This window comes from Corynebacterium aurimucosum, from assembly GCF_046895345.1.
In the GTDB taxonomy this organism is placed as follows: domain Bacteria; phylum Actinomycetota; class Actinomycetes; order Mycobacteriales; family Mycobacteriaceae; genus Corynebacterium; species Corynebacterium aurimucosum_G.
On sequence record NZ_CP160096.1, the window covers coordinates 990,241 to 1,016,220 of the forward strand.

Below are 25,980 nucleotides of genomic sequence, written 5' to 3' on the forward strand. Positions count from 1 at the left end.
GAGTGAAACCTGACTTAGGCCAATTTAGTGCGGAAGTTCGCGGCCGGTGATTGCTTGGATGGTGGCGGTGATATCGGGTGGAAGCGGTACGGCGGCGTGGATGGTTTCGCCGCCAACGACGAGTTGGAAGCTGCGGTATTTTTTGAGTGTTCTCACCAGGCGTTTGATGGATTGACCACTGCGGGTCTCCATTAGGTGGGCCACGGCTAGTGCTGCGATGACAATGTTGAGATGTGCGGTGATGGAGTCTTGTTTCCTGGCGTAGATTGGGCGTGCTTTCAGGTCTGATTTCGACATCCGAAATGATTTCTCAATGTTAAATAGCCTGCGGTAATGCCCGATAACCTCCTGGGCGGCAAGCGCGGTCAGGTCGGTTTCATAACCTTTAATTCCGGCAAGGGCTCGGTGTTTGGCAGCAAGAGCATAGTTGACCTTCTTGTTCGGGGCGGAAAGATCGATATAACGGTTGCGCTTGATAGCGATATCGCCGTCAACAGCGCGTTTGGCTTTCGCTACTTGCTCTTTGATTCCGCGCAGGCTGCGTCTGGCCCGATCGTGGGAGTACTGGTAATGCGTCACCGTATTCGGGGTTGTGTGTTTGCGCCCATCGCTTGCCGAGGCTTGTGTCCAGATCTGGCCGTGGGTGTAGTCTTCACCGGGGTTTTCCCGCCGCCAGGTTTCGATCACCTCAGGCACGGTGGGGGTTTTCACCGACAAGATGTAGTGCAGACCTGCATCGATGAGTGCTTGTTTGTTCGCCGCGGAGAACATGCCTGCATCAGCAACGACGGTAACTTCATCGAGTTGAAAGGCCTCTTGGAACCGTGTGATCATCGGCAGCATCGTGTGGGTTTCTGCCGAGTTGCCAGCAAACGCCCCCGCATGCAGTGGAAACCCAGTGGCATCAGTAAGCAGCCCGACAAGGATTTGCGGCTCTAGGCGGCGCTCTTTGGAAAACCCGGGTTTGCGAAGCTCATCAGCGGTATCGGTTTCAAAGTACAAGGTGGTCACGTCGTACAAAATAAAAGTACCTGGCCCGATACCTGCATGATGGGCCAACGCTTGGGTTAGTATCTCCCCGAATGATTCGGTTGCGAAGGTGGGAAGACGCCTCTGGATGGTGCGGTAGCTTGCGCTGGTGATGCCAACCTCTCCAAGAGTCTCGATGGAATCCAGCTTTGAGCCGGGATTAATGATCCGGGCACGCACCAGATCCCGAAACACCGGATCATCACCGCTTGCTACAGCAAGACCTAGCTCGTTGAAACACGCATCAATACAGTCCAGCAAGTATCCGGCCCGCTGACCGACTACCGGCAGCGGGTGGCAAACGCTGCCTGTTGCCGGTGGGATGTGTTCTACCTCGCCGAAGTCCAATGCGAGTTGGTCACCATCAACGATGCGTTGAGCTTCAGCTCTTAAAAGCGCAAGCTCAGACTCTGAATGCGCTGAGCCGATATGCTTCATCCTTTTCGCACCTTTGCGTTCAGAGAACACTACCTGCACCGCCATCGCCCCAGAAGCGGTCTTAACGGTGCGAATATAAGGACTCACAAAAATCAGACTACTGAATACCCCCGGCACTACCCACTTAGTGCGGAAAAATTCCTCCCCACCGACGAAAACCAACAGGTAACAGTGTCAAGAGTGACGTTACTCACCCACCCATGACCTAAGTCAGGAGGCAAGCTCATCGGCAAGGTGTCCTACCCGGTGCAAGGCCGCACGAAGGTGGTCTACTACTGGCTAGCCTGTGTACTCGACGGTGAGTACACCCCGAATGATGAGACCGACGAGCTGCGGTGGATGAAGATCGACGAGGCCAGCTCATTACTCTCCTACGACGTTGATGCCCAGGTGCTAGGCAAGGCACAAAAGCGTCTGCGCCTTGCGCCTACGACCCGCGTTCTTTATGTGCGTCATGCACGCGCACACCAGCGCCGCTCGTGGGAAGGCGATGATGACCTGCGCCCGCTGGATAAGAAGGGGCGCCGCCAGGCGGAGATGCTCGTGCCGATGCTCACGCCATTCCATCCGACCGCCATTTATAGCGCTCCGCCGCAGCGCTGCCAGCACACCGCTGCCCCGCTGGCCGATGAACTCGGCATGGACATCGCCGTGAATAAAGCATTCGGCGATGATGTCTTTGCTGAATCGCCCGACGACGCACGCGCCGCCTTCCAGCGCGTGGTCGACGGCGGCGGTGTTCCGGTTATCGTCAGCCAAGGGCTGACCATCCCCGGCATCATCGAGTCCTACGCGCCGAAGTTCCTTAAAAAGTCGATCGACGAGCTCAAGTTCAAGAAGGCTTCGGTATGGGTTCTTTCCTTCAACGACGGTGAGCTTACCGGGGCGGACTACCTGGCTAGCCCGCTTCCTGTGCGCTAAGTACGGCATCACCGCCGTCTCTCAGGAACTTCAGTGCTGCCCTGCTGCCTTATTCCCACCGCGCTGCAGGGCGGCGCTGCATAGCGCGAGTGAAAAGGACCATCCCGAGCGCCCAGATCGGATAGGCGGCAAGGAAGCCGACTATGGGAATAAAGACAAGCAAGCTCGCGATGAGGGAGCAGACCAAGATAAAGAGCAGCGACTCCCCTAGATTCTCCATAACCAGGTTGAGGGCCTCTCGGAAGCAGTCCATGAGAGGCTTATCAGGGTTATCCGCCTTAATCACGGGCGCTGGCCACAGGAGCGCAAAGAGAATCAGACCAGGGAAGCCTCCCGCAATAGATCCGAGCATTACCAAAATAAAGAAGCAGGCATAGACGCCGGCGCAACCACTCAGCTGGGCAAACCTGAAGTAGTCGCGGAAGGTGACCTTCTCCCCATCAGCGATCTTCCGGGAACCATTAAAGAGGTTCGCCATCAGCCAGAAAAGATAAGCGAAGGCCACTAGCCCCATGACAACCATGAGAGGGATCCCCACGGTAGGCACCAAAGGCTCAATGTCCGTGCCGCTTTCTTCCATTGCTGCGAAGATGCCGCCTACAGCGGTACTCGGAACAAGAAAAAGAGCAAAAGTGACGATCAAATGCACCAGCATGGCCAACATCCCTGGCACAGGCTGCTTCAGGTAGCCCTTGAATGATTGGCCCACAATATCCATGGCGTCGATGGGTTGGGCGAGAGCCCCGCCTGGTGGATTTCCAGCCCAGGCACCGGGCTGGCGCTCACCGTAGCTGCCGGACTGCTGGTAACCGTAGTTCCCTGGCTGTTGATAGCCATACCCCGCGGTGTCGTGATAGTCATAGCCGCCATACCCGCCTGCGCCGCCGAACTGATTGCCGTTGTCCCCGCTAAAGCTTTGATAAGGATTGCTCATGCCGAGGATGTTAACGCCGATATGTGTCCGGTGCCACAGGAGGCGGGGAATGCTCCCACGCCTCCATTGCTCACGTTAAGATGCTACGACGCGGGGCTTGAACGCGGGGCGCGCGGATTCGAAAGCCTCGATATCGGCCTCATTGCGCAGGGTCAGGCCGATATCATCGAGCCCCTCCATAAGGCGCCAGCGAGTGTAATCATCGATCTCAAAGGTGTAGCTGTTGCCGCCGACGCTAACCGTGCGCGCTTCCAGATCCACGGTGGTCTCGGTCTCGCCGGCCTCCAACTGTTTCCAGATGAGCTCGATGTCTTCTTGTTCCATGAGCCCCGTCAGCAGGCCGGCCTTGCCGGAGTTGCCACGGAAGATATCGGCGAAGCGCGAAGAAAACACAGCCTTGAATCCGTATTCAGCCAGCGCCCATACCGCGTGCTCACGGGAGGAGCCGGTACCAAAATCCGGACCCGCGAAAAGCACAGAACCCTCCTTAAACGGCTCTTGGTTGAGAATAAAGTTCTCGTCGCTGCGCCAGTTGGAAAACAGGCCGTCGGCGAATCCCGTGCGCTTTACTGACTTCAGGTAGCGCGCCGGAATGATCTGGTCAGTATCCACATTGGATACTCGCAGCGGAACGCCGACGCCAGTATGAGTTACGAACTTCTCCATTGTCTTTTCCTTTTCCTTAAGCGCGCGCCATGGCGGCATCGTCGATATCTGCTGGTGCGGCGAGGTGGCCCAGGACAGCCGTCGCCGCGGCAACGGCCGGGGATACCAAGTGGGTACGGCCACCGGGGCCCTGGCGGCCCTCAAAGTTGCGGTTGCTTGTCGACGCCGAGCGCTCCCCTGGCTTCAGCTGGTCTGGGTTCATACCCAGGCACATCGAGCAACCAGCGGTGCGCCATACAGCGCCAAAATCAGTGAAAATCTTATCCAGGCCTTCTTCTTCGGCCTGCGCCTTCACCACGGCGGAAGAGGGAACGACCATCATGCGGGTATCGGCCGCGATACTGCGCCCTTTGACTACCTCAGCAGCTGCGCGCAGATCTTCGATGCGGGCATTCGTGCAGGAGCCCAGGAAGACAGTGTCGATCTGGATATCGCGCAGTGGCGTGCCCGGTGTGAGGTCCATGTACGCCAGGGCCTTCTCGACTGCAGCCTTCTCGCCGTCGTCACCACACTCCTCCGGGTCGGGCACCACAGCGCTCAGTGGCAGGCCCTGTCCCGGGTTGGTACCCCAAGTGACAAACGGGGTGAGGGCGGAGCCGTCGATCTCCACGACGGTATCGAACTCGGCGCCCTCATCGGTCGGCAGCGTTTTCCAGTAGTCGACCGCTGCGTCCCAGTCTTCGCCCTGCGGGGCGAACTCGCGGCCCTTGACGTACTCGAAAGTGGTTTCATCCGGAGCCACCATGCCAGCGCGGGCACCAGCCTCGATGGACATATTGCAGATCGTCATGCGCGCTTCCATCGACATTTTGCGAATGGCCTCGCCGCGGTACTCGATAATGTGGCCCTGGCCGCCGCCGGTGCCAATCTTGGCGATGATGGCCAGAATCAAGTCCTTGGCCGAAACACCTTCCGCCAGCTCTCCGCTAACCTCGATAGCCATCGTCTTGAAAGGCTTGAGAGAAAGCGTCTGGGTGGCCATGACGTGCTCAACCTCGGAGGTACCGATGCCCATGGCGATGGAGCCGAAGGCGCCATGTGTCGAGGTGTGCGAGTCACCACACACAATGGTCATGCCGGGCTGGGTGATTCCCAACTGCGGGCCTACGGTGTGAACGATGCCTTGCTGAGCATCACCCATCGAATGCAGGCGCACCCCGAACTCTTCACAGTTCTTGCGCAGGGTAGATACCTGCGTGCGGGAGACCTCATCTTTAATTTCTAAAAGGTTGCCGGTCTTAATTCCGACGGTGGGCACGTTATGATCTTCAGTAGCCAGGTGTAGCTCAGGGTGACGCATAGCGCGACCGGCCAAGCGAAGGCCGTCGAAAGCCTGGGGGCTGGTAACTTCGTGCAGGAGCTGGAAGTCAATGTAGATAAGATCGGGCTCGCCGCCCTCGCCCTTGCGCACAACGTGGTCACGCCATACCTTCTCTGCGAGTGTCAGTTTCTCAGTCATGTATCTCTCCACTTGAAATCTCAATTAATGGGACGTAGGTTTCATTATATGGGAGAGTATACCGCAGTATCAGGAATTAAGGTATTGGATCGCGCAGTAGCCATCATGATGGCCGCAACCAACCGCCCCTCCACGCTCAATGAGCTGTGTGAGACCACCGGCCTACCCCGGGCAACCGCACACCGTCTCGCCACAGCGCTCGAGGCACACCGAATACTTACCCGCACGCCCGACGGTAAGTGGGGCGCGGGCCCCGCCCTTCCCGGCAACCGAGATCGAATCATCGAGACCGCCGGCCCCATCATGGAAGAGCTTCTCGACGCCACTGGCGAATCCGTCCAGCTATACGAACTCTCGGGAACCACCCGCACCTGCATTGCCACGCGCGAGCCAGAAATTGGGCTACACAACGTGGTCCCTGTAGGCCGCCAGCTCCCGCTCACCTCCGGCTCCGCCGCTAGAATCTTCGCTGCTTTTGCCGATGTACACGTTGAGGACGCCATTTTCAGCGAGCACGATGTCGAACTCGCACGCACCAACGGTTATTCCGAATCCATCGAAGAACGCGAGTCCAACCTCGCCTCCATCTCCGCACCAGTTTTCGACGGCGCCGGAAACTTCATCGCCGCGATCTCCATTTCCGGTTCGGCCGAGCGCTTCCGTCCCTCCCCAGCGGAGAAATTTGCAGACGTACTGGTCAGCGCTTCCAGCCGGCTGAGCTCCGCCCTTTCCCATGGCACACCGCAAAACGGCACCCGCTAAGAACGCCGACGGCTAGGCCTGCAACCTCCGGCCCCAGACACCCCAGATGCCTCTAAAGATGCCTCTAAATACTCAAGCCAAAATACATCGCGAGCCCGCGTAGCCCCTCGGGCCCTGTGCTACTCGTCGAGGACAACGCCTCACCCTTTTCCTGCGCCACCCGGATTGGATTTCCTGGTTCCCGGTTGGGGCGGCGCGGTACCCAGCCTTGGTGCGGCAAATGCGCCAGCTCGTCTGCGCGCGGCATCCGCGCATAGTTGGAGAAAGTTAGTGTCCGACCTTCACGGTTGGCCTGTGTAATTCCCTGGTAAATACCCACCACACCTGGCTGCCCTGGAACAGAGACCGCCCCGCCACTATCCCCTGGCGCCAGCGACACGTCGACCGCATAGTTCATTCCGGGGAAGAGACCCGGCCCACGGACGGCAGTACCACACTGCCGGGGCGCAGCCTGCCCGTCGAAACACACAGTTGCACCTTCGCCCGGAACCGGCGCCATGCCATCCCCAGTGAGGGGGTTTCCGGCCGAGTACGTTCCGCCGGCGAACTGAATATAGGCCAAGTCATGCCCTGCCGCCCCGGAAGGTTTGAACCAACGCAAGGTTCCTACGTGCTGACCCGCTTCGTTATACATCTGCTCCCCGTTGAGACCGCAGTGGGCCGAGGTCCACGCCCGGCCAGCCTCAACATAACCGACACTGCACAAGGTGCCATCAGCAGCAGCAACCTTTTGCCCCTGCCTCACCGGCACACCCTCGGCAGCCGTTGCGGGGGCAGAAAGAGCAATGACTAACGAGCATGCACCAACCACGGAACCAAGGCTGGAAGCAAAAAGCGAAAGGCGACGCCGAGGAGACTTATTCATCATGCTTTCACTCTAGCCTGTTTCGCCCCACATACACCTCACGCCCCGCACGTCACTCTACTAACACCCCCTAACACCCCCGCTATTGAAACTGGGTTGAAAACACGCTTTACTGACAGTGACAGCTACTGAAAACTGATTGAAAATCCCCAACCTTTCAAGGAGGAGTCATGACCCACACCATTCACGACGAGCACACGCACACCCACGGCGAAGGCTGCGGCCACGTCGCATTCCCGCACGGCGATCACACTGACTACGCCCACGATGGCCACATCCACCGCGAGCATGAAGGCCACTGGGACGAGTGTGAGGCATCCGAGCACACCGTTCATGAGGGCCACGACCACGAGCACGGCGAAGGCTGCGGTCACGTAGCGATCCCGCACGGCGATCACGTGGACTATCTGCACGATGGCCACCGCCACGCAGCGCACGATGGCCACTGGGATTGCCACTAAGAGCACTCCGGATTCCATTTTTCTGAGCTGTCTAGCCCGCACCCACGATGCCGGGCTTGGGCAGCTCTCCCCGTTTTCTCCAGCACACCTCGGTACATCCCGTTAGGGTGGGTCTTATGACTTCCACGCGCTCCCTCCGTCCCGTCGCAGTTTTTGCAGCCATAGCCACCGCTGGCGTTCTAACGGTTGGATGTTCCACGTCATCCGACATGGCGGAATCGTCAGGCCCGGGCGAAGTATCGGGTGAGCCAACTTTCGAGAACACATACCCGGCCTTTCAGCCGCTCAATGATGACGCTGAACTTCACGTTCCTGACTCCGCCGACGAAGGAGCCCCATCCGGCCCCGAACCGACAATGCCCGGCACCGCAGCCAATCAGCCTGCGAGCCAGCCTCAGCAGCCGGATACTCAAGCGCAGGGTGTGCAAGGAGCCAAACCAAGCGCAGGCCAGCACCAGACCACTCAGGCTGCAAAGATGGCCACCTACAACAGCCTTTCCGGACAGCTCCCCCAAGGCGAGGCCAACGGTGCAGCAGTCAACGTTCACGGCACACCCGCCACGGTGTGCCAGATGGGCGATGGCTATAACATCGCCTTCGTCATGGCCGGCGCAAACACTAGTTGCGATTTTGCGCGCTCCACAGCCGGCCGCTTGATGACCTTAGCCCCAAGCTCCCAGGATGACCTCCGCGCCTATATCCCCGCACAGGTAACCGTCAACAGCTCGGTCACACAGCAGAACTACTCATTGACGTGCAACATTGATGAGCACGAGGTGATTCGCTGCACGGGCGGTAATAACGCTGAAGTCCTCATTGTCTAGACTCCAGACCGCTAAATGTCCCTTAAGCCGCTAACCCACAACCCAATCACGAAAGAGGGCGACAAGCTATATTGCTTGTCGCCCTCTTTATTTGTACCCCGTACGGGATTTGAACCCGTGTTACCGGCGTGAGAGGCCGGCGTCCTAGGCCGCTAGACGAACGGGGCTCGCTTAGCTTTCCGTTTCGGACTTGCTAAACACTATAGGATCCCCGAAAGATTGCACAAATCGGCAGGTAAAAGCCCTTTTTAGACAGACAAAATCCCGAACCTCGTTGCCACTTATGGCTGCGATATAAACTTCGACTCTCAAGGCCTAGGTGCGGATCGAATCAATGGTTATTCCGCCGGCTTGCCGTTGGCTGCTGGGGCCGGAGCACTAGTTAGTCATCGCTGGAGGTTCGGGAGGACACGTGCGCTAACAGCATGCGGTGCAAGGCTCCTACTTCGCTCGAGTGTTGGCTTTAAGAAGTTGTGGATTATGGCGATGCCGCCTTGTATTATCTGCTAGGGTTGCGTCGGCGATAGTGATGATTTTCAACTTCCGCCATCCGCTCTCCTTTCTGTCGGGAATGCGTTATACCTGCAGTGTATGGCCAGAAAAGGCATACCGGTAGGACTTAGACCAATTGGCCACTGGTCCACCCCCTGGTACTCCAGCCTCCCTCCTGTCTACCTCGCCGAGGATTCAAACCGGTATGGGGTAAAACCAGACCACTCAGATAACACGGAGAGCTACACCCCTTTACTTGCCACTAGTGCAAGCGTTACACTTGCACTAGATGCAAACAAAGGAGCCACATCATGGACAGCGACCTTAAAGTCATTAAAGAGGTTCAACAACGCACAGCTTGGAAGCAGAGCGGGTGGGCAGTAGCGCTTGTAGCGCTCGGCATCGGCAGTAGCCTCGCAGTCTCTAAGCTGTCGTGGTGGTACACCCTCGCAATCCTCATACCGACCTTCATTCTCGGCTACCTCCTCAAGGATAAAATCGCGAACCCTTTTGTTCGCCCCAATCCCAACAAAGGGCCAAGGAACGATCGCGCCACGTGGTCACGCGTACTGCTTCCCGCCGCAATGATTTTCTCCACCACGCCGACACCTGATACATGGCCATGGATGATCACCAGCGGGGTCGTCGTTTCCGCAGCGATGGCTTGGATGCTCTACGAGAACCGCAACGCGGCAATAAAGGGCGCCAATGCCTAAGGACGCACCCAAACAATCCCCTGAGCTGGATCCAGTTATCCACCCGATTAACCGCCTCAGAATCTGTGCCACGCTCTACTCCGCCGGTGCCACCGACGGCCGGCAGATGAAGTACAGTACGCTCGCCGAGTTGACCGAGCTCCCCGCCGATACGCTTTCCAAGCAGCTAAAGCACCTCGAAGGCTGCGGCTATATTAGCCGCGCCCGAGAGTACGGTTCTACCCGCGCCAAGGACACTGTGTGGGTCACGCTTACTGAGGCAGGCTCACAAGCTTACGTGCAGCACGTGAAGGCGCTCAAAGCCATGACTGAGGGCCTATAGGCTGCGCAGCCATTGCGCTATGCGATCCCCCAGCTGTGGAAACTCGGTATAGCCGTCACTCTCAAGGAAATGTCCAGCGCCGTGGATGGTGATGGGCGCGGCCGAGAGGGCGTCGGCAAGCTGCTGCGTGAGGGAAGGGTCCACCAGGACATCATTAGTGGACACGAAGACCTCTGTGTGAGCGATGTGGGGTTTGACAGCAGGCACGTCGACGTGGGCCTGGCCAATAAATTCGTCAAGCTCTGGGATGACGCGAAGCTTCTCCACAAACCCAGAGACAATGAAGAGCCCAGGAAGCTCCCACTCGCCCTCCAGTGCCGTGAGATAGTGCAGCAGCGCGGTGCCGCCCAGGCTATGCGTGATGATGCAGGTATTAGCGTTTGGATGCCCAATATCGTTGCGTATCGCCTCTACCCACTCATCGAGCTTCGGAGCGTTCGGTTCCGGCAGCGCGATGGTGTGAACGGTGTGTCCATCGGCGGCCAACAGGCGCTCTAGCCACGGGAACCAGTGACTGTCAGGGCTGGCTTGGTATCCATGAACAATGTAGAAGTGCATGGTCGCCAATTATAAAAAAAGAGTGGCAAGCTCATCGTGCTTGCCACTCCGTGGTGGTACCCCGTACGGGATTTGAACCCGTGTTACCGGCGTGAGAGGCCGGCGTCCTAGGCCGCTAGACGAACGGGGCTTAGAACTGTGACGACGTACTGTAACGTGCAGTGCCACGTTACATCGTTATCACTGCTGGCCTACCAGGACTCGAACCTAGAATGACGGTACCAGAAACCGTTGTGTTGCCAATTACACCATAGGCCATTATTGCTGTGAACTAGCTCGGGGCTTTAACCCCTCGCTGCTCGCTGCAACGGTTTATTACTATATCCAGCACTACCGATACACACAAATCGCCAGGTCAAGATATTTTTTCGGGGCGTTAGGGTTCATCCCTAACGCCCCAAAATGACAGCCATGTGAGACTACTTAATGGATCTACTCAGCGCTCCACGGTGTGAGAGCACGCGCAGCCTTAAGGCGAGCCACCGTGGACTCCTTGCCCAGCAGCTCCATGGACTCAAACAACGGCGGGGAGACCTGCTGACCCGAGATAGCTACACGCAGGGCGCCGTAGGCCTTGCGTGGCTTGAGGCCGAGGTCGTCGATAAGCGCGGCGGAGAGAACCTTTTCAATCTCCTCCGTCTTCCACTCCCCGAGCTCCTCCAGCTTGGCGATGGAAACCTCCAGCGGCTGGACTGCATCCTCCTTGAGGTTCTTCCGGGCCGCCTTCTCATCCAATTCCAACTCAGCGTCCGGCGTGGTAAGGAAGGACATGAGGCCATAGGCGTCAGACAGCGTCTTGATGCGGGTCTGCACCAGATCTGCTGCGAAAGCGAACTTCTCTTCCGGATAGTCGGCTGGGAAGTCGGTGTACTCAGTCAGGTAGTCACGTAGGCGCTGCGCAAAGTCCGCTGGCTCAAGCAGACGGATGTGGTCGGCATTAATGGCCTCGAGCTTCTTCTGGTCGAAGCGAGCTGGGTTACCCAACACGTCGTGGACGTCGAAGTTGGCGATGAGCTCGTCGACGGAGAAGATGTCCTGGTCCGCGGACAGGGACCAACCCAAGAGCGACAGGTAATTAAGCATGCCCTCCGGGATGATGCCGTTGTCGCGGTGATTGAACAGATTGGACTGCGGGTCACGCTTGGACAGCTTCTTGTTCCCCTCACCCATCACGAAGGGCAGGTGACCAAACTCAGGCGTCTGTTTGGCAATGCCGAGCTCCATGAGCGCCTCGTAGAGGGCGAGCTGGCGCGGCGTGGAAGACAGGAGGTCCTCTCCGCGCAGGACGTGAGTAACTCCCATGAGGGCATCGTCGACCGGGTTAACCAGGGTGTAGAGCGGCGCACCGTTCGAGCGCGCCACGACATAGTCCGGCTGGGTCTCCGACTTGAAAGTCATCTCGCCGCGCACCAGGTCATTCCAGGACCAATCCTTGTCCGGCATGCGCAGGCGCCAAACCGGCTTGCGGCCTTCTGCCTCGAAGGCGTCGATCTGCTCTTGAGTGAGGTCGCGGTCGAAATTGTCGTAGCCCAGCTGCGGGTCGCGGCCGGCCGCCTTGTGGCGCTCCTGAACCTCTTCGTTGGTGGAGTAGGCCGGATAGACATAGCCGCCATCCTTGAGCTTCTGCAGGACATCTGCGTAGATGTCCGTGCGCTGCGACTGACGGTAAGGCTCATCCGGGCCACCGACGTTAACACCTTCATCCCAGCCCAACCCGAGCCAGTTCAGGGAGTCAATGATGGCCTGGTAGGACTCCTCAGAGTCACGGGCAGCATCGGTGTCCTCGATGCGGAAGATGAGCGTACCGCCAGTGTGACGGGCATAGGCCCAGTTGAACAGAGCCGTGCGGACCATGCCCACGTGGGGCGTGCCGGTAGGCGAAGGGCAGAAACGGACGCGGACGTCGGATGTCGGTTTAGTCATGTCCCCCATCGTAGTTCAGGGCCTCCCCACTGCACTGGCCGCCCCACTTGGGGGTAATTGAACCCTGTTTCCACTAAGCGTGAACTGGGCTTTCTGTGCAAGCCTAACGGGACTGAATTCCATTACCTATAGTGAAACTCTCGCCAAAGAACTGAAGAAAGGTCCCAGACTGTGGCTCGAACTCGCTATGTGGCGCTTTTAACCTGCGCCACGCTTCTCTTCTCCCCCGCTACCGCCGTCGCTGGTCCCGACGACGGCAAACACGTAGCCACTCAGACACATATTGATTCCCCCAAGGCTTTCTGGGAGGGCAATGCTCTCAACCTCAAGAGCCATTCTGCACAGTCCAACCACAACCTAGCCGATACCGTCACCTGGGTAGGCAAAGGCTGGAACCAGAACGGCACCAACCAATACCAGTTCACCGTGCCTCAGGACCCTGCGCTCGCCTTTGTGGGAAAGCCGGGTGAAACGTATTACATGGCACCCGCCAGTGTCCAAGGCAGCCTGGACCCGGTATGGATGGGCTTTGGCGCCGACACAGAGCTGCCTGTTGACGACTTCCGCGACAACATTGCTTCCCTGGACCTCTTAAGTGTTGACGGACCCGGCGATGTCGAGATGTTTGGCTACTACCCTGGACCCGGCGGCCTACAGCGTTTCTTTGGAACCACCGAGAGCGCTCCGCATTCCGCATGGCTGACCAGCGGCACGCATACCCACAACTACACCGTATTTTCTAAACCTGGACGCTATGAGCTCACCTATCAAACGAGCGCGCGGGGCAAGGATGGTTCGTTGATTACCTCCCAGCCCACGACCACGTCGATCCAAGTCGGCGGGCAGCGGCCCGCTGATGAAAAGACGCCTTCCCTCAAAGAGCGCTTTGACCAGGCTTCCTCTGGCGATGCCAGCCAGAAGGACTACCGCCTGAGCATCACGCCCAAGAAATCCGGGGACAAGGATGGGGATGAGCGCCTTTCCTCCATCGATTTCTCTGGCGGCAGCGACGGCACTCTGACACTGCTGATCGACGGCTACTTCCTCACCGATCTAGCTGTGAAAGATGGCAAGGCACACTTCGATGAATTCTTAGGGCCCGAGGCTTCAACAATCCAAGCTGTGTACACCCCGAAGGACGGCAGCCCGCGCTGGGTGAGCGAGGAGCTCGCCTACTCTGCAAACGCAGAGCTTTCCACCACCTCGAAGTCGTCTGAGGAGTCTTGGACCGAAACCACTAACCCGCGCCAGCTCTTCTCCGGGAATGAGGTGTCGCTATCTGACACGGGACTGTCCGCGCGCGCTGTTCCGGAGGGCGAAGACGCCACCCGCATCATCCTGGAGGCAGCCGATAAGAACCTGGAAGGCTACGTGCACGGCGGCTTCTTTAGCAAGGGAAGTTCGCTTCCCGACATCGATTTCGACGGCACGATCACCCGCGGCCGCGCGGAATTTGTTGTCGGTGCCGATGCAAACTTCAACGGCACTACCGTGCGCCTCGATATTCTTCCGCACCCGAACATCACGCAAGACTCCGGCAGCATCACGCTGACCGACAATTTCGCCTTCGGCCAAAAATACGAGGGAGCGGGCAAACTCGGCGCTGGGGCTCAGGCTCCTGCGCCAGCCCCGGATAACGGCCCGAAACCGGACACGGGAGAACACACTGGTACCTGTGCTGACAAGGTGGTGCTTGACCGCGGCCACGTCGACATTGCGGTCACCCGTGAGGGTGATGAGTTCCTCACCCGCTTGAAGGATGAGACAGCCCTCGTGGACAAGAAGACCGTCGAGCGCCCGCTCGATGACGTCGTCCTCGCTGTGCACGACAACGCCCTGCGCTCCCGCCCTGCCGCGCTGAAGGGCAAGGAGTTCGATTACCTAGGCCAGGATAAATTCTTCCTCCTCCCGCAAACACAGGAGCAGAGCATCATCTGGCCGGGCTACAACACCCAGGCTCTCAACTACAAGGACTACAAAAACGGCACAGTCACGCTCAACATCAAGCCCGTGGAGATGCCGGAGGGCGCCGCCGTAGGGTTGTTCACCACGGAAGGCATGGGCAATAAATTTACCCCGCTGGTGAACTCCACGCAGGAGGACTATTCCATCGAAACCACCTTCGCATCCCATACCCACACCAACTGGGCGTTTACCAAGCCGGGCATCTACAAGCTCGAGGTCACGTATTCCGCGACTACAACAGATGACAAAGAGATTTCCTCTAGGCCCCAAACGCTCACCGTAGCCGCAGGTGACACCGCTATTACTGACTGCACGAGCGCGGAGGAAGACAACCCTGGAGGAGGAAGCCAGAAGCCTGGCGACCAGAAGCCCGGCGAGAAGAAACCTGAAGGCGGTAAGGACAAGACCTCATCCATGCCCAAGCTCGAGGGTCTGTGGGGCCTGGTACTCCCAGTTGTCTTGGCCATCGTCTTCCAAGGCTTCCTCAACTTCTACAACGATCACCGTGACCAGATTGCGGCGCGGTTCAATGGCCTTCTTCCCCGCTAGAAAGGACACACTGGATTGCACTCCACACCACCCGCTGCTCAGCGCTTGAACTTTCGCCAGAGCAGTGCACTGCAGAAAACCAGCGCCGCCGTGTTCACGTTCACCGTTGCCGTGGCGATGCTTGTGGCCGTCCTTGGCTATCCTGCGCCAGCCCGCGCCGACAGCGAGCTCATCGATTCCGGGCACGTCGATGCCTTCTATGTCTCCGCACCGGGCGGTCAACTGACCCTAGAGATGAAGGAGGACGTCACCGGCAGCGGCGTCATCCGGCCCGGCAACGATGTCATCCTCAAAGTCGCAGAAGAAGCATGGAGCGAGGCGACCGAGGGCATCGACGGCATTGGTCTACCCACGTACTACCTTCCCCAGACCCAGGACAGCTCGTTGCTCTGGCCAGGTTGGGATACCCAGGCGGCACAATCGGCTGGCTACAAAGACGTTAACTTCGAATTCGTTGAGGTGACCGGTCCTGGCGATATCTTCATCTTCGAAACGGCAGGCTTCGGGGACATCCAACCAGTCACCAATGCCGGCGAGCTCGACTTGGTCTCCGGTGACGTCATCAACCAGGCTTACCCAGCACACCGCCACGTCAACTGGGCGTTTAGTGAACCGGGTATCTACACCATGACTGTCCAAGCGGAATCCAACGGCGATACGAGTAATCAGGTCACCTATACCTGGGATGTCGGTGATGGTGACGCCGCGCCGCAGGAGTCCGGGGACGGGGAAGCCACCACCGATCATGGTGATGACGGTACCGAAGGCAACCACGAGGCCGAGCTAGATGACGCCTCCACTGAGCAACCGGCATCCTCTTCCTCCGGAACACGCCCGGGAGGTGGAAACGCTGGAGGCGGTTCCCGCGGTGCAGCATCCGCAGCCGGAACCAGGAACGCGAAGCAACAGGCAAGCAGCAAGGAGCGTAAAGAGCGCGGAGATAGGAAAGAACGCAAGCCTTCTCACCGCTCCACCGAGGCCACCGACGGGGAGAATGTGGACACCGTCGCTGCGGCCGGCTACTACGACAGCGGGCAAAACCTGCTGCCGTGGGGCATCGGAATCCTCGGCCTGGGCATGCTTGTGCTGGGGTTGGCGCTAGCGCGCCTCGCGCTCATGAAGGGCCGCGACTAATGCCACGGAAGGTTCGCACTCGGACGCAGTACACCACGCTTTTTTCCGCCATCTTTCTCGGCGCATCCATGGTGAGTGGCTGCGCGAGCTCCGCTACCGGAGACGATGGGAAGGTGCAGGTGGTGGCGACAACGCCGATACTGGGGGACGTCGCCAAGCACGTAGCCGGTGAGGATGCCACAGTGACCACGCTGATTCCTGCGGGAAAGGATCCACATACTTTTGAGCCGAGCCTGCGCTCGGTGCGCGATATCGCTAACGCCGACGTATTGCTGTCCAATGGTTTTCTCCTCGAGCCGCAAAGCCTGCTGAAGTCCTTGCGGGAGTCGTCTGATGTGCCCGTGACTGAAGTGGCGGACCAAGCATCCACACGCGGCGCGAAGCTCGTCCCCTTGGTAGAAAACGTTGCCCTCGATGCGGTGTGGCTGGGACTGCGTGTGCGCAACGCAGCCCCAGGTACCACGAGCGTCGACATGCGTCTGCTCGATGTGGAAGGACCCGGCGATGTCGCGGCCTACGTGGTCTCCACGTTCGGTACACCTGAGCCGCTCTTTAACAGCGCCGACGGGATTGACCAGCACAACGATTCCACGACGCTGCCGGCTAATGCCCACACGCATGTCTCCTGGGCTTTCAACAAGCCCGGAATTTACCGGCTGAGCTTTGGCGCTACCAACAGCACACCGCAGGAGTTCACGGTGGCGGTAGGCGTTAGCGCCCCTGCGGGAATGCGCGCGCTCGATGCCGGTCACGTGGATATCACCGCGGACATGGCCACAGGAAAACTCGACTTGGAGGATCAAGGTGAGCGATTCGATCCAAACACCACGGTGCTTAGCATCCCGAATTCCGCTCTCCAACAGATACCGCCGGATCCCTCCTACCGTTTCTTGGGCCGGCCCGGGGATGAAACCTATCTCCTGCCCCAAGCTGTCTTGGGCAAGCACATTCACGGTGAGGTGGACCCGCACCTGTGGCATAACGCCGCCAATGTCATCAGCTTTACCGAGGTCATCGCGGAGCAACTTGCCCAAACTGATCCCTCGCACGGCGCGGACTACCGTGCCCGCGCACAGGACTACATCACACAACTGCGAGACGTCGATGAAGAGGTGGGGCGGCTCATCTCCGCCATCCCTGAACGCAACCGCCACCTCGTCACACCCCACCACGGATACGCCTACCTAGAGCAAGGCTACGGCATTGATATCGCGGGGTTCGTTAGCCCCAACCCGGCCATCGAGCCTTCGCCGCGCGATGTCATCGCGCTGCGTCGTACCTTGGAAAACCTCCGGCTTCCCGCCGTGTTCGTGGAACCAACCCAACAAGCCAGCGCAGACGTCATTAAGGAAGCCGCCGATTCCCTTGGGGTGGCGGTATGCCCGATTTACGGCGACACCCTCGATGACGCTGTGCCCACGTATCTCGATCTGATGCGTTTCAACGCACACTCACTCAACCGCTGTCTTAGCAGTACAACAAAGGAATCTCATGTCTAATCGCACCATTCGTACCCTCACTATGCCCCTCGCAGCAGCGCTCACCTCTGTTGCATTGGCCTTCGCTCCGGTCACCGCCTGGGCCGGGGATTTGGCTCAGGTTGTCAGCTCCGACGAAGATGTAGCCGCACCTGGGACGGCGGCCACTATCGATCACGGCCACGTCGACCTGGGACTGCTGCTTACCGACGGGCAAGCCCAGTTCCTCGCCCGTGATGATTCGGCTGAGACGCCTGTATGGCGTCAACCCGACGATGTGGTCTTTCAGGTGGGTGATAACGCCTTGTTGACCCTGCCGGAAGACAAGGCTTTCTCCTTCGTCGGCGCCGAGCCGGGTTCGCAGGTCTGGGTCGTTCCACAAACCGAACAAGCTGAGGTGCCGTGGCTGGGTTGGAATACCCAGGCCCCCTCCTTGGAAGAAAACGTCGAGCGAGGCGTGAACATGGAATTCCTTGGGCACCAAGGCCCAGGTGAATTCTCCCTCTTCCTACAGAACGGCGGCTTCGAAGAACCACAGCTGCTGTGGTCCACCGCCACCGGGGACTCGGAGGATTTCTGGGTCGACTTAGGCACGCATACCCACGCCAACTGGGTGTTTACCGAGCCCGGCATCCATCAGGTTCGAGTCCGCATGAGTGGCGAGGGCGCAGGGGAAAGCGCCGGAAGCGAGGTGGCCGCCGAGGCCACGTTGACCTTCGCGGTGGGTGATGAAACGGATGTCGAGCAGGCTCAGGCGGCCGAATGGGATACAAACGCTGAATCCTCCTCCGCTTCCAGCTCTGCATCGGCATCCGTGCCGGTATGGATCTGGGCGCTGGCCGGCGTGGGCGTCCTCGTTCTTATCGGTGCCATTATCGCCGTCGTCCGTGCGAAGGGTGGCCAGCGTGACTAGTCCCCTCATTTCCGTCAACGATCTTTCCGTTTCGCTTTCCGGCCGCAGAGTCATCGACTCCGCGAACCTATCCGTTCACCCCGGCGAGTTCATCGGGCTTCTCGGCCCCAACGGCGCGGGCAAAACCACGCTGATGCGCGCCATCTTGGGGCTCGTCCCCTTTACCGGGACCGTCGACGTGAGCACCTCGTTGGGTTATGTCCCACAGCGCCACGACGTGGAATGGGACTTTCCCATCAGCGTGGGCAAAGCTGTGCTCAGCGGACGCACCGGGCTGGTGGGCTGGTTCCGCCGCCCAGGACAGGCCGATAAACAGGCCGCCCGCCGCGCCATCGAGCTCACCAACTTGGAAGAATATGCACGACGCCCCATAGCGCAGCTTTCCGGTGGCCAACGGCAACGTGTCCTCATCGCCCGCGCTTTAGCATGCGAACCTGAGGTGCTGCTTCTCGACGAGCCGTTTACCGGCCTGGACGCTCCCAACACCGAAGAGCTCTTGCTTCTGTTTGACAAACTCACCGCCGACGGCACCAGTGTTGTCATGTCCACGCACAACCTCTCGGAGGCCGCGCATTCCTGCTCGCGACTCGTGCTGTTTAACCAGGGAATCATCGCGGATGGTCCAGCAGAAGCTCTGCGCTTGACCCCGCAGCCCTGGAGCGACACATTCGGTGTCTCAGCTTCTTCTCCGCTGCTCTCAGCGATTGGGGTGGCCGCATGATCGACATTTCGCTTTTCGAGTTCTTCCAGGACCTCACCAACCCGCACCTGGACTTCCTGGCCCGTGCGGTAGGAATTTCTATCCTCGCCGCCATCGTGTGCGGCGTGGTGGGATGCTACGTCGTACTACGCGGTATGGCATTCATTGGTGACGCCGTCTCCCACGCGGTCTTCCCCGGACTGGCCATTGCCTTCGTACTCCAAGGCTCAGTGCTGCTGGGCGGCGCCGTGGCGGGCTGCACCGTGGCGGTGCTCATCGCATGCTTCTCCCAGCGGCGCACGGTGCGCGAGGATTCCGTTATAGGCATCTTCTTCGCCGCCGCCTTCGCCCTCGGCATGGTGATCATCTCCCGGGCAGAGGGCTATACAGCCTCACTCACGAGTTTTCTCTTCGGATCACTCACGGGTGTCTCCCGCGCGGACCTCTACGCCGCGTTCACCGTCACGGTGCTCATCGTGGCCACGGTTCTTCTCCTTGGTCCCCAGCTCACCGCTACGTGTTTGGACAAAGAAACCGCCCGCGCGATGGGGCTTCCCGTCTTTGCTCTGGACATTGTGCTTTATCTCTGTGTTACGGGCGCGGTAGTTATCTCGGTGGGAACCATCGGCAACGTCCTTGTCCTCGCGCTGCTCATCACCCCGGCTGCAACTGCCCGGCTGCTCTGTGACTCGCTGGGAACGATGATGCTCGCGGCCGCGGCGATCGGCTCCTTGGGTAGCTTCTTCGGAATCTACCTGGCATGGGCCATTGACCTTCCCGCCGGCGCCACCATCGTTCTACTCCTGACCGCCTGTTTCCTCGTGGCGTGGGTGCTCTCCCCTCTCGTGCACTCCCGCCGTGCTTCAGCATCCCCCTCGACACCACACAACCCGAAGGAGACCTTGTCCGCATGAACATTCTCCCAATGACTCGCATGAGCTACCGTCCCCTAACCTTGGCTGCAGCCGCTGCACTGGCGCTCAGCTCCCCGACGATCATACTCGGCGCACCGACCGCCACTGCAGCCGAGCCGGCGAGCGACTCTTCCTGTGATGCTGATTCCCTACACGCCTTTAGCCGCGGCCACCAGGACCTCGCCCTGGTTGGGAACTCTGGGGACCTGTCCTTTATAGCCCGCGATGATGAATCCGGTAAGGACTACACTTCTGGGGATTTCTACGTAGAAGTGGGTAGCAACGCTTCCTTCGATGAATCAGCCGGTGGCGATATTCCATCGAGCGGTTGGCAAATTCCCCAAACCCAGGATCCGGATATCCCCTGGGTGGGGTTCAACACCAGCTACATCGACGAGGACACAGCGGCCGATGCCACCCTATCCTTGACGCTGCATAGCGGCCCGGACGGTGGGCGCATGGTGGGCTTCCAAAATTCTTTGGGCGCTGCTCCCACCGTGCTCTTTGACTCCGAGAACCCGGATATCACGTGGGACTATCCTGATCATTTCCACAGTCACACCGGGATCATCTTTACGGAGCCGGGTGCGTATGCTGCCACTTTCACCTTCACCCTCAACGATGGCTCCGAACACTCTATTGATGTGCCTTTCTTAGTCGGTGGCACAGATACCACTGAGCTCTGCCAGCTGGAGTGGGGCTCGGGCGCAAGTGGCAGCGGTGGCTCGGGAAGCCCGAAAAACCGCCCCCAGCAGTTGGCCAAGGACATCAACGATACCTCCAAGTCCATCGCGCAGTTGGATAAGACGATGGACAAAACGTTCAAGGAGGCCGATACTTTCTTCAACGGTGGAAAGCCCTCCGATGCGAAGAATGCAAAGGAAGAACGACGCTCCACGCGGGCCAGCGCCAGCAAAGAGCCGAAACCGCGAAAGGAAGAAGACGCGAAGGAGCGCAACGCTGCCAATCCTGCTCATTCCCAGCGTTCCGCTGCACAGGACCGCGGTTCAGCACAGAACGGCGCAGCGCACACTGCACAAGGACAGAGAGATTCCGCACACCGTGGGACGTCGCAAAGCTCATCTGCCTCAGGCGCCAAGGACTCTACGCGTAACAGCGGAGCCAGTCGCGAACGAGGCGCTAAGAAGGAAGCCACGGCACAGCGACCGCAATCCGAGGCTCAGGAACAATATGCTGACAGCGAAAACATCCAGGCTATGAGCTATGGAGCCCCAATGGTGGGCTTCTGGGCGGGCTTTCTGGCTGGTATGGGCGCCCTGGCCCTGCTGCTAGGAATTGGGCTTTTTATCGCCGTGCAATTCTTCCGCCCGCGCAACCGCGACTAATACTGCGGCGATGGGAGCAGCGCAGGAGGAAGGGAGCTGGTTTCGGCGCTAGCGGAGGCAGCAACTAGAATTATTCCTTATGTGTGAAAACAGACCCTCCACCGCCCCCGACTTCCTCCTGTCCCGTGCGACGGGGTCTGTGCGTACCCAAGGCGCAGTAGCCACCTTCACCGACGTCGATGCTGCCGTATCTGCTCTGCGTTCCGGCACCGCACCCATGGTTGTCGGCGCACTTCCCTTCCACAAGGGTGACCCCGCGGCACTGACCGTGCCGCGCAGCATCATCCGCGAGGACGGGCCACTCGAACCACACGCCTATTACCGCAGCGGCTCGCTTAACGCGCGCGTGACTGGGTTCGACCCAGAGCCCGAGGAGCACCTGCGCCGCATCGAAGCCGCCATCGCCACAATCGAAGCCTCGAAGCTGGATAAGGTAGTGCTTGCACGCGCCGTCGACATCGAGTTTAATGCCCCTGTGGATCCGCTCCTCGTTGCCGCGCGGCTCATTGATTTATCTTCCCACCGCGATGGCTTTATCGCCGACCTCACTCCGGCTGGACGCCCTGGCGCAATGTTCGTCGGCTCCTCCCCAGAAGTGCTGGTCAAGAAGCAGGGATCAACGGTCACAGCTTTCCCCCTAGCCGGATCCGCACCCCGCCAGGCTGATAAGGCACGCGATATCAAGGCCGGCCAAGACCTCCACAACTCGGCAAAGGACCTGCGGGAACATGCTTTCGTTGTGGACCATATCCGCCGCATCCTGCAGCCGCTGTGCGAAACCCTCGACGCCCCCACGTCTCCGCAGCTGACCTCCACCAATGAGATGTGGCATCTGGGAACTCCGATCGCAGGAACCCTTAAGGATTCGAGCATTACTGCCCTCGAGTTGGCCGAGCTGGTCTACCCCACCCCTGCTATTTGTGGCACCCCCACTGAGGCCGCACAAGCGCTGATCGAAACCGCCGAAACTGACCGAGGCTTCTACGCCGGCGCAGTGGGCTGGTGCGATGATTCAGGCGATGGCGAATACATGGTAGCCATCCGCTGCGCCGAGGTAGCCGGCGATGGCCTCTCCGCCCGCGCGTGGGCAGGCGGAGGAATCGTCGTGGATTCCGACCCGACGGCCGAGCTTCAGGAAACCACGGCGAAGCTGCGCACTATCCTGCGTGCGCTCAACCTTTCGCGCAGCTTCTAAGCGCGCTCGATCGGGTTCTTCAGGCTACCCACGCCGGGGATCTCAATTTCGATGGTATCGCCCGGCACCATCGGCGCCGTGCCAGCCGGGGAACCCGTCGTGATGACATCACCCGGCAGCAGCGTGTAGGACTGCGAGATCTCAGCGATGATGTCACCCATCTTCACAATCATCTGATCCGTATTGGAATCCTGCTTCTGCTCTCGCTTGCCCTCGTGAGTGAGGTAGGCGTTAATCTTCTGATTATCGAGATTGATGCAGTCCAAGTCCGTCTCAATCCACGGGCCCAGCGGGCAGAAGGTGTCGATGCCCTTCGCACGTGCCCACTGGCCATCCTGGAACTGCAGGTCACGCGAAGAAACATCGTTACAGATCGTGTAGCCGACGACGTGATCGCGCCACTTCTCTGGATCAATATTCTTTGACACCTTGGAGATCACCACGGCGAGCTCACCCTCGAACTCAACGTTGGTAGCGAACTCCGGAATCTTGATGGGTGCACCGGGGCCAATGACCGCGGTGGAGGGCTTGATAAAGATCGTCGGCGGCAGGTGCTCCGCGGATTCCTTGAAGACCTCCGCCACGTGGTCAGCGTAGTTGCGGCCCAGAGCCACGACCTTGGTGGGCAGGGTCGGCGCCAGCAGGCGCACTTCACTTAGCGGCCACTCGCGGCCAGTGGGCTCCGGTGGGGTAAACGGTGTGCCGGAAATTTCCTTCGCCACCAGCTGGTCAAGCGGGGCGTCGGCGGGGCCATCAATGATGGCGAAACAGATACCTTCGGTGTGAGCAATTCGTCCTAAACGCATAACGGCCATACTACTCGCAAGGATTTTTAACTCGCGATCAGGGGTCTTGAGTAAAGGTTGCAAAGATTGCAATGCTTCTACTGGTATCAGGCTCCGCGGCGAGCACTTTCGCACAGGCCTAGCGCTGGGCGACGTCCCCTAAGGTCACCGCCCGCGTGTGTCCCCGCTGCGCAAGGTATAACTCAGCACAGGCCAAGGCATCACTGAGCGCATTGTGGCTTCCATAACGCGGTAGGCCATAACGCGCGCGCACGCAAGGCAGGCGTAGATCCTCGCCGCGCGGGTAGGTTCCCATTCGCTCCATGTGGCGGCGCTCGAGAGCGAAGGTATCGACCACGCTCAGGCGAGGGCGCTCCCCAAAAACCTCGCGGGAGGCAGCCTCGATGAAGCCCACCTCCAAGGCCGCGAAGTGCGCGAGTAGTACGCGGCCCTGCAGAGCCTCGCGCAATCGCGTCACCGCGATACTTAGCTCCTCGCCGGCATCAATGACCTCCTGCGTCAGCAGGTGGACATGTGCATCCTCGGCCACCTGCGCGCCGCGCACCACGGTATAGCCGGCACCAGATAAGTCGATGACTCCCCCGTTGACCGGCACCCAGCCAATGGAGACAATCTTTCCTTTTCGCGGGTCTAGGCTCGTGGTCTCCATGTCTACGGCAAGCAAATCCAGCTCATCGAGCGTGGTGCCTCGTCCTGGCGCGCCCCAATCCGCGCGCCGACTCCAGGGGCTCCACATCTAGATATTCCTCACCGGATACTTCGTTGCCAACGCATTCTGCATCGACTTGATGGCGCGGAAAGCATCGCGCAGGTGCTCTCGCTCCATGCGGCCGAGGCTCTTGGGGTCGATGTGATAATCCGGCTGCTGGCCCTCCCGCAGCTGGTGGGCTTGATGCTGGAAGGACAGGGAACGCAGGTAGTCGAAGGCGTCGAGAAGCTCCTGTGCGCCCTGTCGGCTCACCGCACTACCCGCTGCTTCCCTGAGCCGTTGGCGTGTATCCACCACCGTGGATCCGGAGGCCAGCGCGAAGAGACGGGCCATTTGTACGATGCCCGCAGTACCGCCCTTTTTTATATCAAGGGTGTTCGCGTAATCGCCATCGCGCTCGACCACAAGCCCCCGGAAGAAGGTCAGCGGTGGCTCACGGCGCGCGGCCAAGCTGGCTAGGTGGGCGTGCAAGCGCGTCGCCCCTTGACCCATTTCCACGGCAGCAGTGTGAACTTCCCGGCCCAGCGCCTCGCTTCCATAGAGAACCCGGAAATCGAAGAAGATTTGCGCATTGAGCAGCGCCTCCGGTTGAGGGTCGCGAATCCACCGACGGAAGGTATCGATCCATTGGGAGCGCGTCATCCGCCACTGATTGGTCATGGCCATCATGTCCCCAGGGCAGAGAACTTGTCCAGCATCGGCTAGACCCTGGCACACAAAGGAACTAAGCCGCGCGAAGTACTCGCCGTGTGTGCTGGCATCATAATCATCCGCGAGGACAAGCGCATTATCCTGATCCGAGGCCAGCGCCATTTCACGCCGCCCTTGCGAGCCCACGGCCACGAAGGCATACTCCACAGGCGGAGGACCAAGTTCTTCCTCAGCCAGCGTGCACAATCGCCGTGCCACAGCATCGGCGGCAAGCGTGACCAGGCTCGAGGCCTCCGCCGGTGTGGAGCCGCGCTCCACGAAGCGCCCGGCTAGGCGCGCGGCTTCATTGAAGGCACCATTCAGCTCTGCAACACTGGAGCGCCGTGAAAGATCCGCAGCGAGGTAGACCGGATCATTATGCAGCAGCCGGGTAACGTCCGACTGCGTGACTATCCCCTGCAGGGTGCCTTCTTTGACCACCGGCAAATGGTGGATGCCGCGCTCGGCCATGTGCAGCAGGGCTTCCATGGCCGGGGCGTCTGCCGGCACCGTGAGGGGCTGAGGCGTCATGATCTCCCTCACTGGCTCAGACGGGTCGCGCTGAGAGGCGAGCACCCGGGTTCGCAGATCGCGGTCGGTGACGATCCCGGTGAGACGCTTGTCAGACCTCGAGCCTGGTTCCACGACGAGTAATGAAGAAACACCGCGCTGCGTCATCTGCATTGCAGCGTCGCGGATGGTGGTCGAGGCTGGGGCGGTCAACACGTCGGTCCGAATGAGCTCCCTTAGCGGCGTGCGGAGCACGTCGGTCGGTGCGGAATCGGAAAGCTCCCGCGCGGCTGCTCGGATCTGACGGGACTGCGCTGAAAAGAAACGCGCTATATCGGGGTTGCGCTCGGCGAGTTGGCTAAAGGCCTCCTGCGGGAGAGTGAGGACTAGGCTGTCTTCCACCGCAATCATCTCATAGGCGGAAACCGGTTCTCCCTGCAGAGTGGAGTAGCCAAAGGTGAGGCCAGATTCGCGCCGATCGAGCAGCACACCTTCCTCCCCCACAACATCGATCGCGCCGGTGCGGATGATGTAAAGGTAAGTATTCTCTTCCCCGAGCTTTACGGGAATATCCCCGCGGCGCAGGTAGATCATGCTTAACCGAGAGGACAGCGCGGTGAGCTCTTCCTCCGGCAGGTGGGAGAAAGGCTCATGCTGGGCGAGGAAGCTAGTGACCTCGTCTATTTCGACGCTCATGCGCC

The 25,980-nt window shown here is 59.6% G+C and carries 23 protein-coding genes, 3 tRNA genes and 1 pseudogene; 14 read left to right on the forward strand and 13 right to left on the reverse strand.

Translation table 11 applies throughout. From position 1 onward, the window contains the following. Positions 1-24 precede the first annotated feature (24 nt). Complete coding sequence (locus ABZS45_RS04815; protein ID WP_412101116.1) at positions 25-1,506, reverse strand: IS1634 family transposase; 1,482 nt, start codon at positions 1,504-1,506, stop codon at positions 25-27. A gap of 177 nt (positions 1,507-1,683) precedes the next feature. On the opposite strand from ABZS45_RS04815, the pseudogene ABZS45_RS04820 reads away from it, so the two are divergent. After that, positions 1,684-2,388, forward strand: a pseudogene (locus ABZS45_RS04820) (histidine phosphatase family protein); the annotation flags it as partial. Between the two features lie 49 nt (positions 2,389-2,437). Here ABZS45_RS04820 and ABZS45_RS04825 read toward each other — a convergent pair. From ABZS45_RS04825 to leuC, 3 genes are all read right to left on the reverse strand, one after another. Then, the gene (locus tag ABZS45_RS04825; RefSeq protein WP_412100867.1) at positions 2,438-3,322 is read right to left on the reverse strand and encodes a hypothetical protein; all 885 of its coding nucleotides are present in this window, start codon (positions 3,320-3,322) and stop codon (positions 2,438-2,440) included. A 75-nt stretch (positions 3,323-3,397) separates the two neighbouring features. Further along, positions 3,398-3,988: a 3-isopropylmalate dehydratase small subunit gene (leuD, locus tag ABZS45_RS04830; RefSeq protein WP_412100868.1), complete on the reverse strand. Its 591-nt coding sequence runs from the start codon at positions 3,986-3,988 to the stop codon at positions 3,398-3,400. A 16-nt stretch (positions 3,989-4,004) separates the two neighbouring features. Then, complete coding sequence (leuC, locus tag ABZS45_RS04835) at positions 4,005-5,447, reverse strand: 3-isopropylmalate dehydratase large subunit (protein WP_412100869.1); 1,443 nt, start codon at positions 5,445-5,447, stop codon at positions 4,005-4,007. A gap of 48 nt (positions 5,448-5,495) precedes the next feature. Between leuC and ABZS45_RS04840 the strand changes: the two genes are divergently transcribed. Continuing rightward, entirely contained in the window at positions 5,496-6,209 is a 714-nt protein-coding gene (locus ABZS45_RS04840; RefSeq protein WP_412100870.1) for an IclR family transcriptional regulator, read from the forward strand. A 64-nt stretch (positions 6,210-6,273) separates the two neighbouring features. Here ABZS45_RS04840 and ABZS45_RS04845 read toward each other — a convergent pair whose 3' ends face one another. Next, on the reverse strand, positions 6,274-7,077 hold the full coding sequence (locus ABZS45_RS04845; RefSeq protein WP_412100871.1) for a hypothetical protein: 804 nt from the start codon (positions 7,075-7,077) through the stop codon (positions 6,274-6,276). Positions 7,078-7,244: 167 nt separating this feature from the next. Between ABZS45_RS04845 and ABZS45_RS04850 the strand changes: the two genes are divergently transcribed. Together ABZS45_RS04850 and ABZS45_RS04855 are read left to right on the forward strand one after the other, a co-directional pair. Then, positions 7,245-7,535 (forward strand): hypothetical protein, encoded by a 291-nt coding sequence (locus tag ABZS45_RS04850; RefSeq protein WP_083299015.1) that lies wholly within the window; start codon positions 7,245-7,247, stop codon positions 7,533-7,535. A gap of 116 nt (positions 7,536-7,651) precedes the next feature. Further along, positions 7,652-8,359, forward strand: coding sequence for a hypothetical protein (locus ABZS45_RS04855; protein ID WP_412100872.1), 708 nt, complete (start codon positions 7,652-7,654; stop codon positions 8,357-8,359). A 94-nt stretch (positions 8,360-8,453) separates the two neighbouring features. Here ABZS45_RS04855 and ABZS45_RS04860 read toward each other — a convergent pair. Beyond that, a tRNA-Glu gene (locus tag ABZS45_RS04860) sits at positions 8,454-8,526 on the reverse strand. 636 nt (positions 8,527-9,162) lie between these two features. Here ABZS45_RS04860 and ABZS45_RS04865 point away from each other — a divergent pair. After that, on the forward strand, positions 9,163-9,567 hold the full coding sequence (locus ABZS45_RS04865) for a hypothetical protein (protein ID WP_412100873.1): 405 nt from the start codon (positions 9,163-9,165) through the stop codon (positions 9,565-9,567). After that, positions 9,560-9,889: a transcriptional regulator gene (locus ABZS45_RS04870; protein WP_412100874.1), complete on the forward strand. Its 330-nt coding sequence runs from the start codon at positions 9,560-9,562 to the stop codon at positions 9,887-9,889. The genes ABZS45_RS04865 and ABZS45_RS04870 overlap by 8 nt, the downstream gene beginning before the upstream one ends. On the opposite strand, the gene ABZS45_RS04875 is transcribed toward ABZS45_RS04870, so the two are convergent. The 4 genes from ABZS45_RS04875 to gltX all read right to left on the reverse strand — a co-directional run bounded on the left by ABZS45_RS04875 (position 9,884) and on the right by gltX (position 12,379). Beyond that, the gene (locus ABZS45_RS04875; RefSeq protein ID WP_412100875.1) at positions 9,884-10,447 is read right to left on the reverse strand and encodes an RBBP9/YdeN family alpha/beta hydrolase; all 564 of its coding nucleotides are present in this window, start codon (positions 10,445-10,447) and stop codon (positions 9,884-9,886) included. The two genes, ABZS45_RS04870 and ABZS45_RS04875, sit on opposite strands and share 6 nt — an antisense overlap. 54 nt (positions 10,448-10,501) lie before the next feature. After that, positions 10,502-10,577, reverse strand: a tRNA-Glu gene (locus ABZS45_RS04880). Between the two features lie 56 nt (positions 10,578-10,633). Then, positions 10,634-10,705, reverse strand: a tRNA-Gln gene (locus ABZS45_RS04885). Between the two features lie 174 nt (positions 10,706-10,879). Beyond that, positions 10,880-12,379, reverse strand: coding sequence for a glutamate--tRNA ligase (gene gltX, locus ABZS45_RS04890; RefSeq protein WP_412100876.1), 1,500 nt, complete (start codon positions 12,377-12,379; stop codon positions 10,880-10,882). A 162-nt stretch (positions 12,380-12,541) separates the two neighbouring features. Between gltX and ABZS45_RS04895 the strand changes: the two genes are divergently transcribed. The 8 genes from ABZS45_RS04895 (at position 12,542) to ABZS45_RS04930 (ending at position 22,564) form a co-directional block, all read left to right on the forward strand. Then, positions 12,542-14,884, forward strand: coding sequence for a choice-of-anchor M domain-containing protein (locus ABZS45_RS04895; RefSeq protein WP_412100877.1), 2,343 nt, complete (start codon positions 12,542-12,544; stop codon positions 14,882-14,884). Positions 14,885-14,899: 15 nt separating this feature from the next. Beyond that, on the forward strand, positions 14,900-16,018 hold the full coding sequence (locus ABZS45_RS04900) for a choice-of-anchor M domain-containing protein (protein WP_412100878.1): 1,119 nt from the start codon (positions 14,900-14,902) through the stop codon (positions 16,016-16,018). Further along, positions 16,018-17,517 (forward strand): anchored repeat ABC transporter, substrate-binding protein, encoded by a 1,500-nt coding sequence (locus tag ABZS45_RS04905; protein WP_412100879.1) that lies wholly within the window; start codon positions 16,018-16,020, stop codon positions 17,515-17,517. Before ABZS45_RS04900 ends, ABZS45_RS04905 begins: the two co-directional genes overlap by 1 nt. Further along, positions 17,510-18,409: a choice-of-anchor M domain-containing protein gene (locus ABZS45_RS04910; RefSeq protein ID WP_412100880.1), complete on the forward strand. Its 900-nt coding sequence runs from the start codon at positions 17,510-17,512 to the stop codon at positions 18,407-18,409. Before ABZS45_RS04905 ends, ABZS45_RS04910 begins: the two co-directional genes overlap by 8 nt. Beyond that, positions 18,402-19,130, forward strand: a complete 729-nt coding sequence (locus tag ABZS45_RS04915; protein WP_412100881.1) for an anchored repeat-type ABC transporter ATP-binding subunit — start codon at positions 18,402-18,404, stop codon at positions 19,128-19,130. The genes ABZS45_RS04910 and ABZS45_RS04915 overlap by 8 nt, the downstream gene beginning before the upstream one ends. After that, positions 19,127-20,023, forward strand: a complete 897-nt coding sequence (locus ABZS45_RS04920; RefSeq protein ID WP_412100882.1) for an anchored repeat-type ABC transporter permease subunit — start codon at positions 19,127-19,129, stop codon at positions 20,021-20,023. The genes ABZS45_RS04915 and ABZS45_RS04920 overlap by 4 nt, the downstream gene beginning before the upstream one ends. Further along, a complete protein-coding gene (locus ABZS45_RS04925; protein ID WP_412100883.1) occupies positions 20,020-21,369 on the forward strand; it encodes a choice-of-anchor M domain-containing protein in 1,350 nt (449 codons plus the stop codon). Before ABZS45_RS04920 ends, ABZS45_RS04925 begins: the two co-directional genes overlap by 4 nt. Positions 21,370-21,448: 79 nt before the next feature. Next, complete coding sequence (locus tag ABZS45_RS04930) at positions 21,449-22,564, forward strand: isochorismate synthase MenF (RefSeq protein WP_412100884.1); 1,116 nt, start codon at positions 21,449-21,451, stop codon at positions 22,562-22,564. Here ABZS45_RS04930 and ABZS45_RS04935 read toward each other — a convergent pair. The 3 genes from ABZS45_RS04935 to ABZS45_RS04945 all read right to left on the reverse strand — a co-directional run bounded on the left by ABZS45_RS04935 (position 22,561) and on the right by ABZS45_RS04945 (position 25,975). Continuing rightward, complete coding sequence (locus ABZS45_RS04935; protein WP_412100885.1) at positions 22,561-23,370, reverse strand: fumarylacetoacetate hydrolase family protein; 810 nt, start codon at positions 23,368-23,370, stop codon at positions 22,561-22,563. The genes ABZS45_RS04930 and ABZS45_RS04935 overlap by 4 nt on opposite strands. Positions 23,371-23,488: 118 nt before the next feature. After that, entirely contained in the window at positions 23,489-24,106 is a 618-nt protein-coding gene (locus tag ABZS45_RS04940) for an exonuclease domain-containing protein (protein WP_412100886.1), read from the reverse strand. Next, positions 24,107-25,975, reverse strand: coding sequence for a DUF294 nucleotidyltransferase-like domain-containing protein (locus tag ABZS45_RS04945; protein ID WP_412100887.1), 1,869 nt, complete (start codon positions 25,973-25,975; stop codon positions 24,107-24,109). Positions 25,976-25,980: the final 5 nt, after the last annotated feature.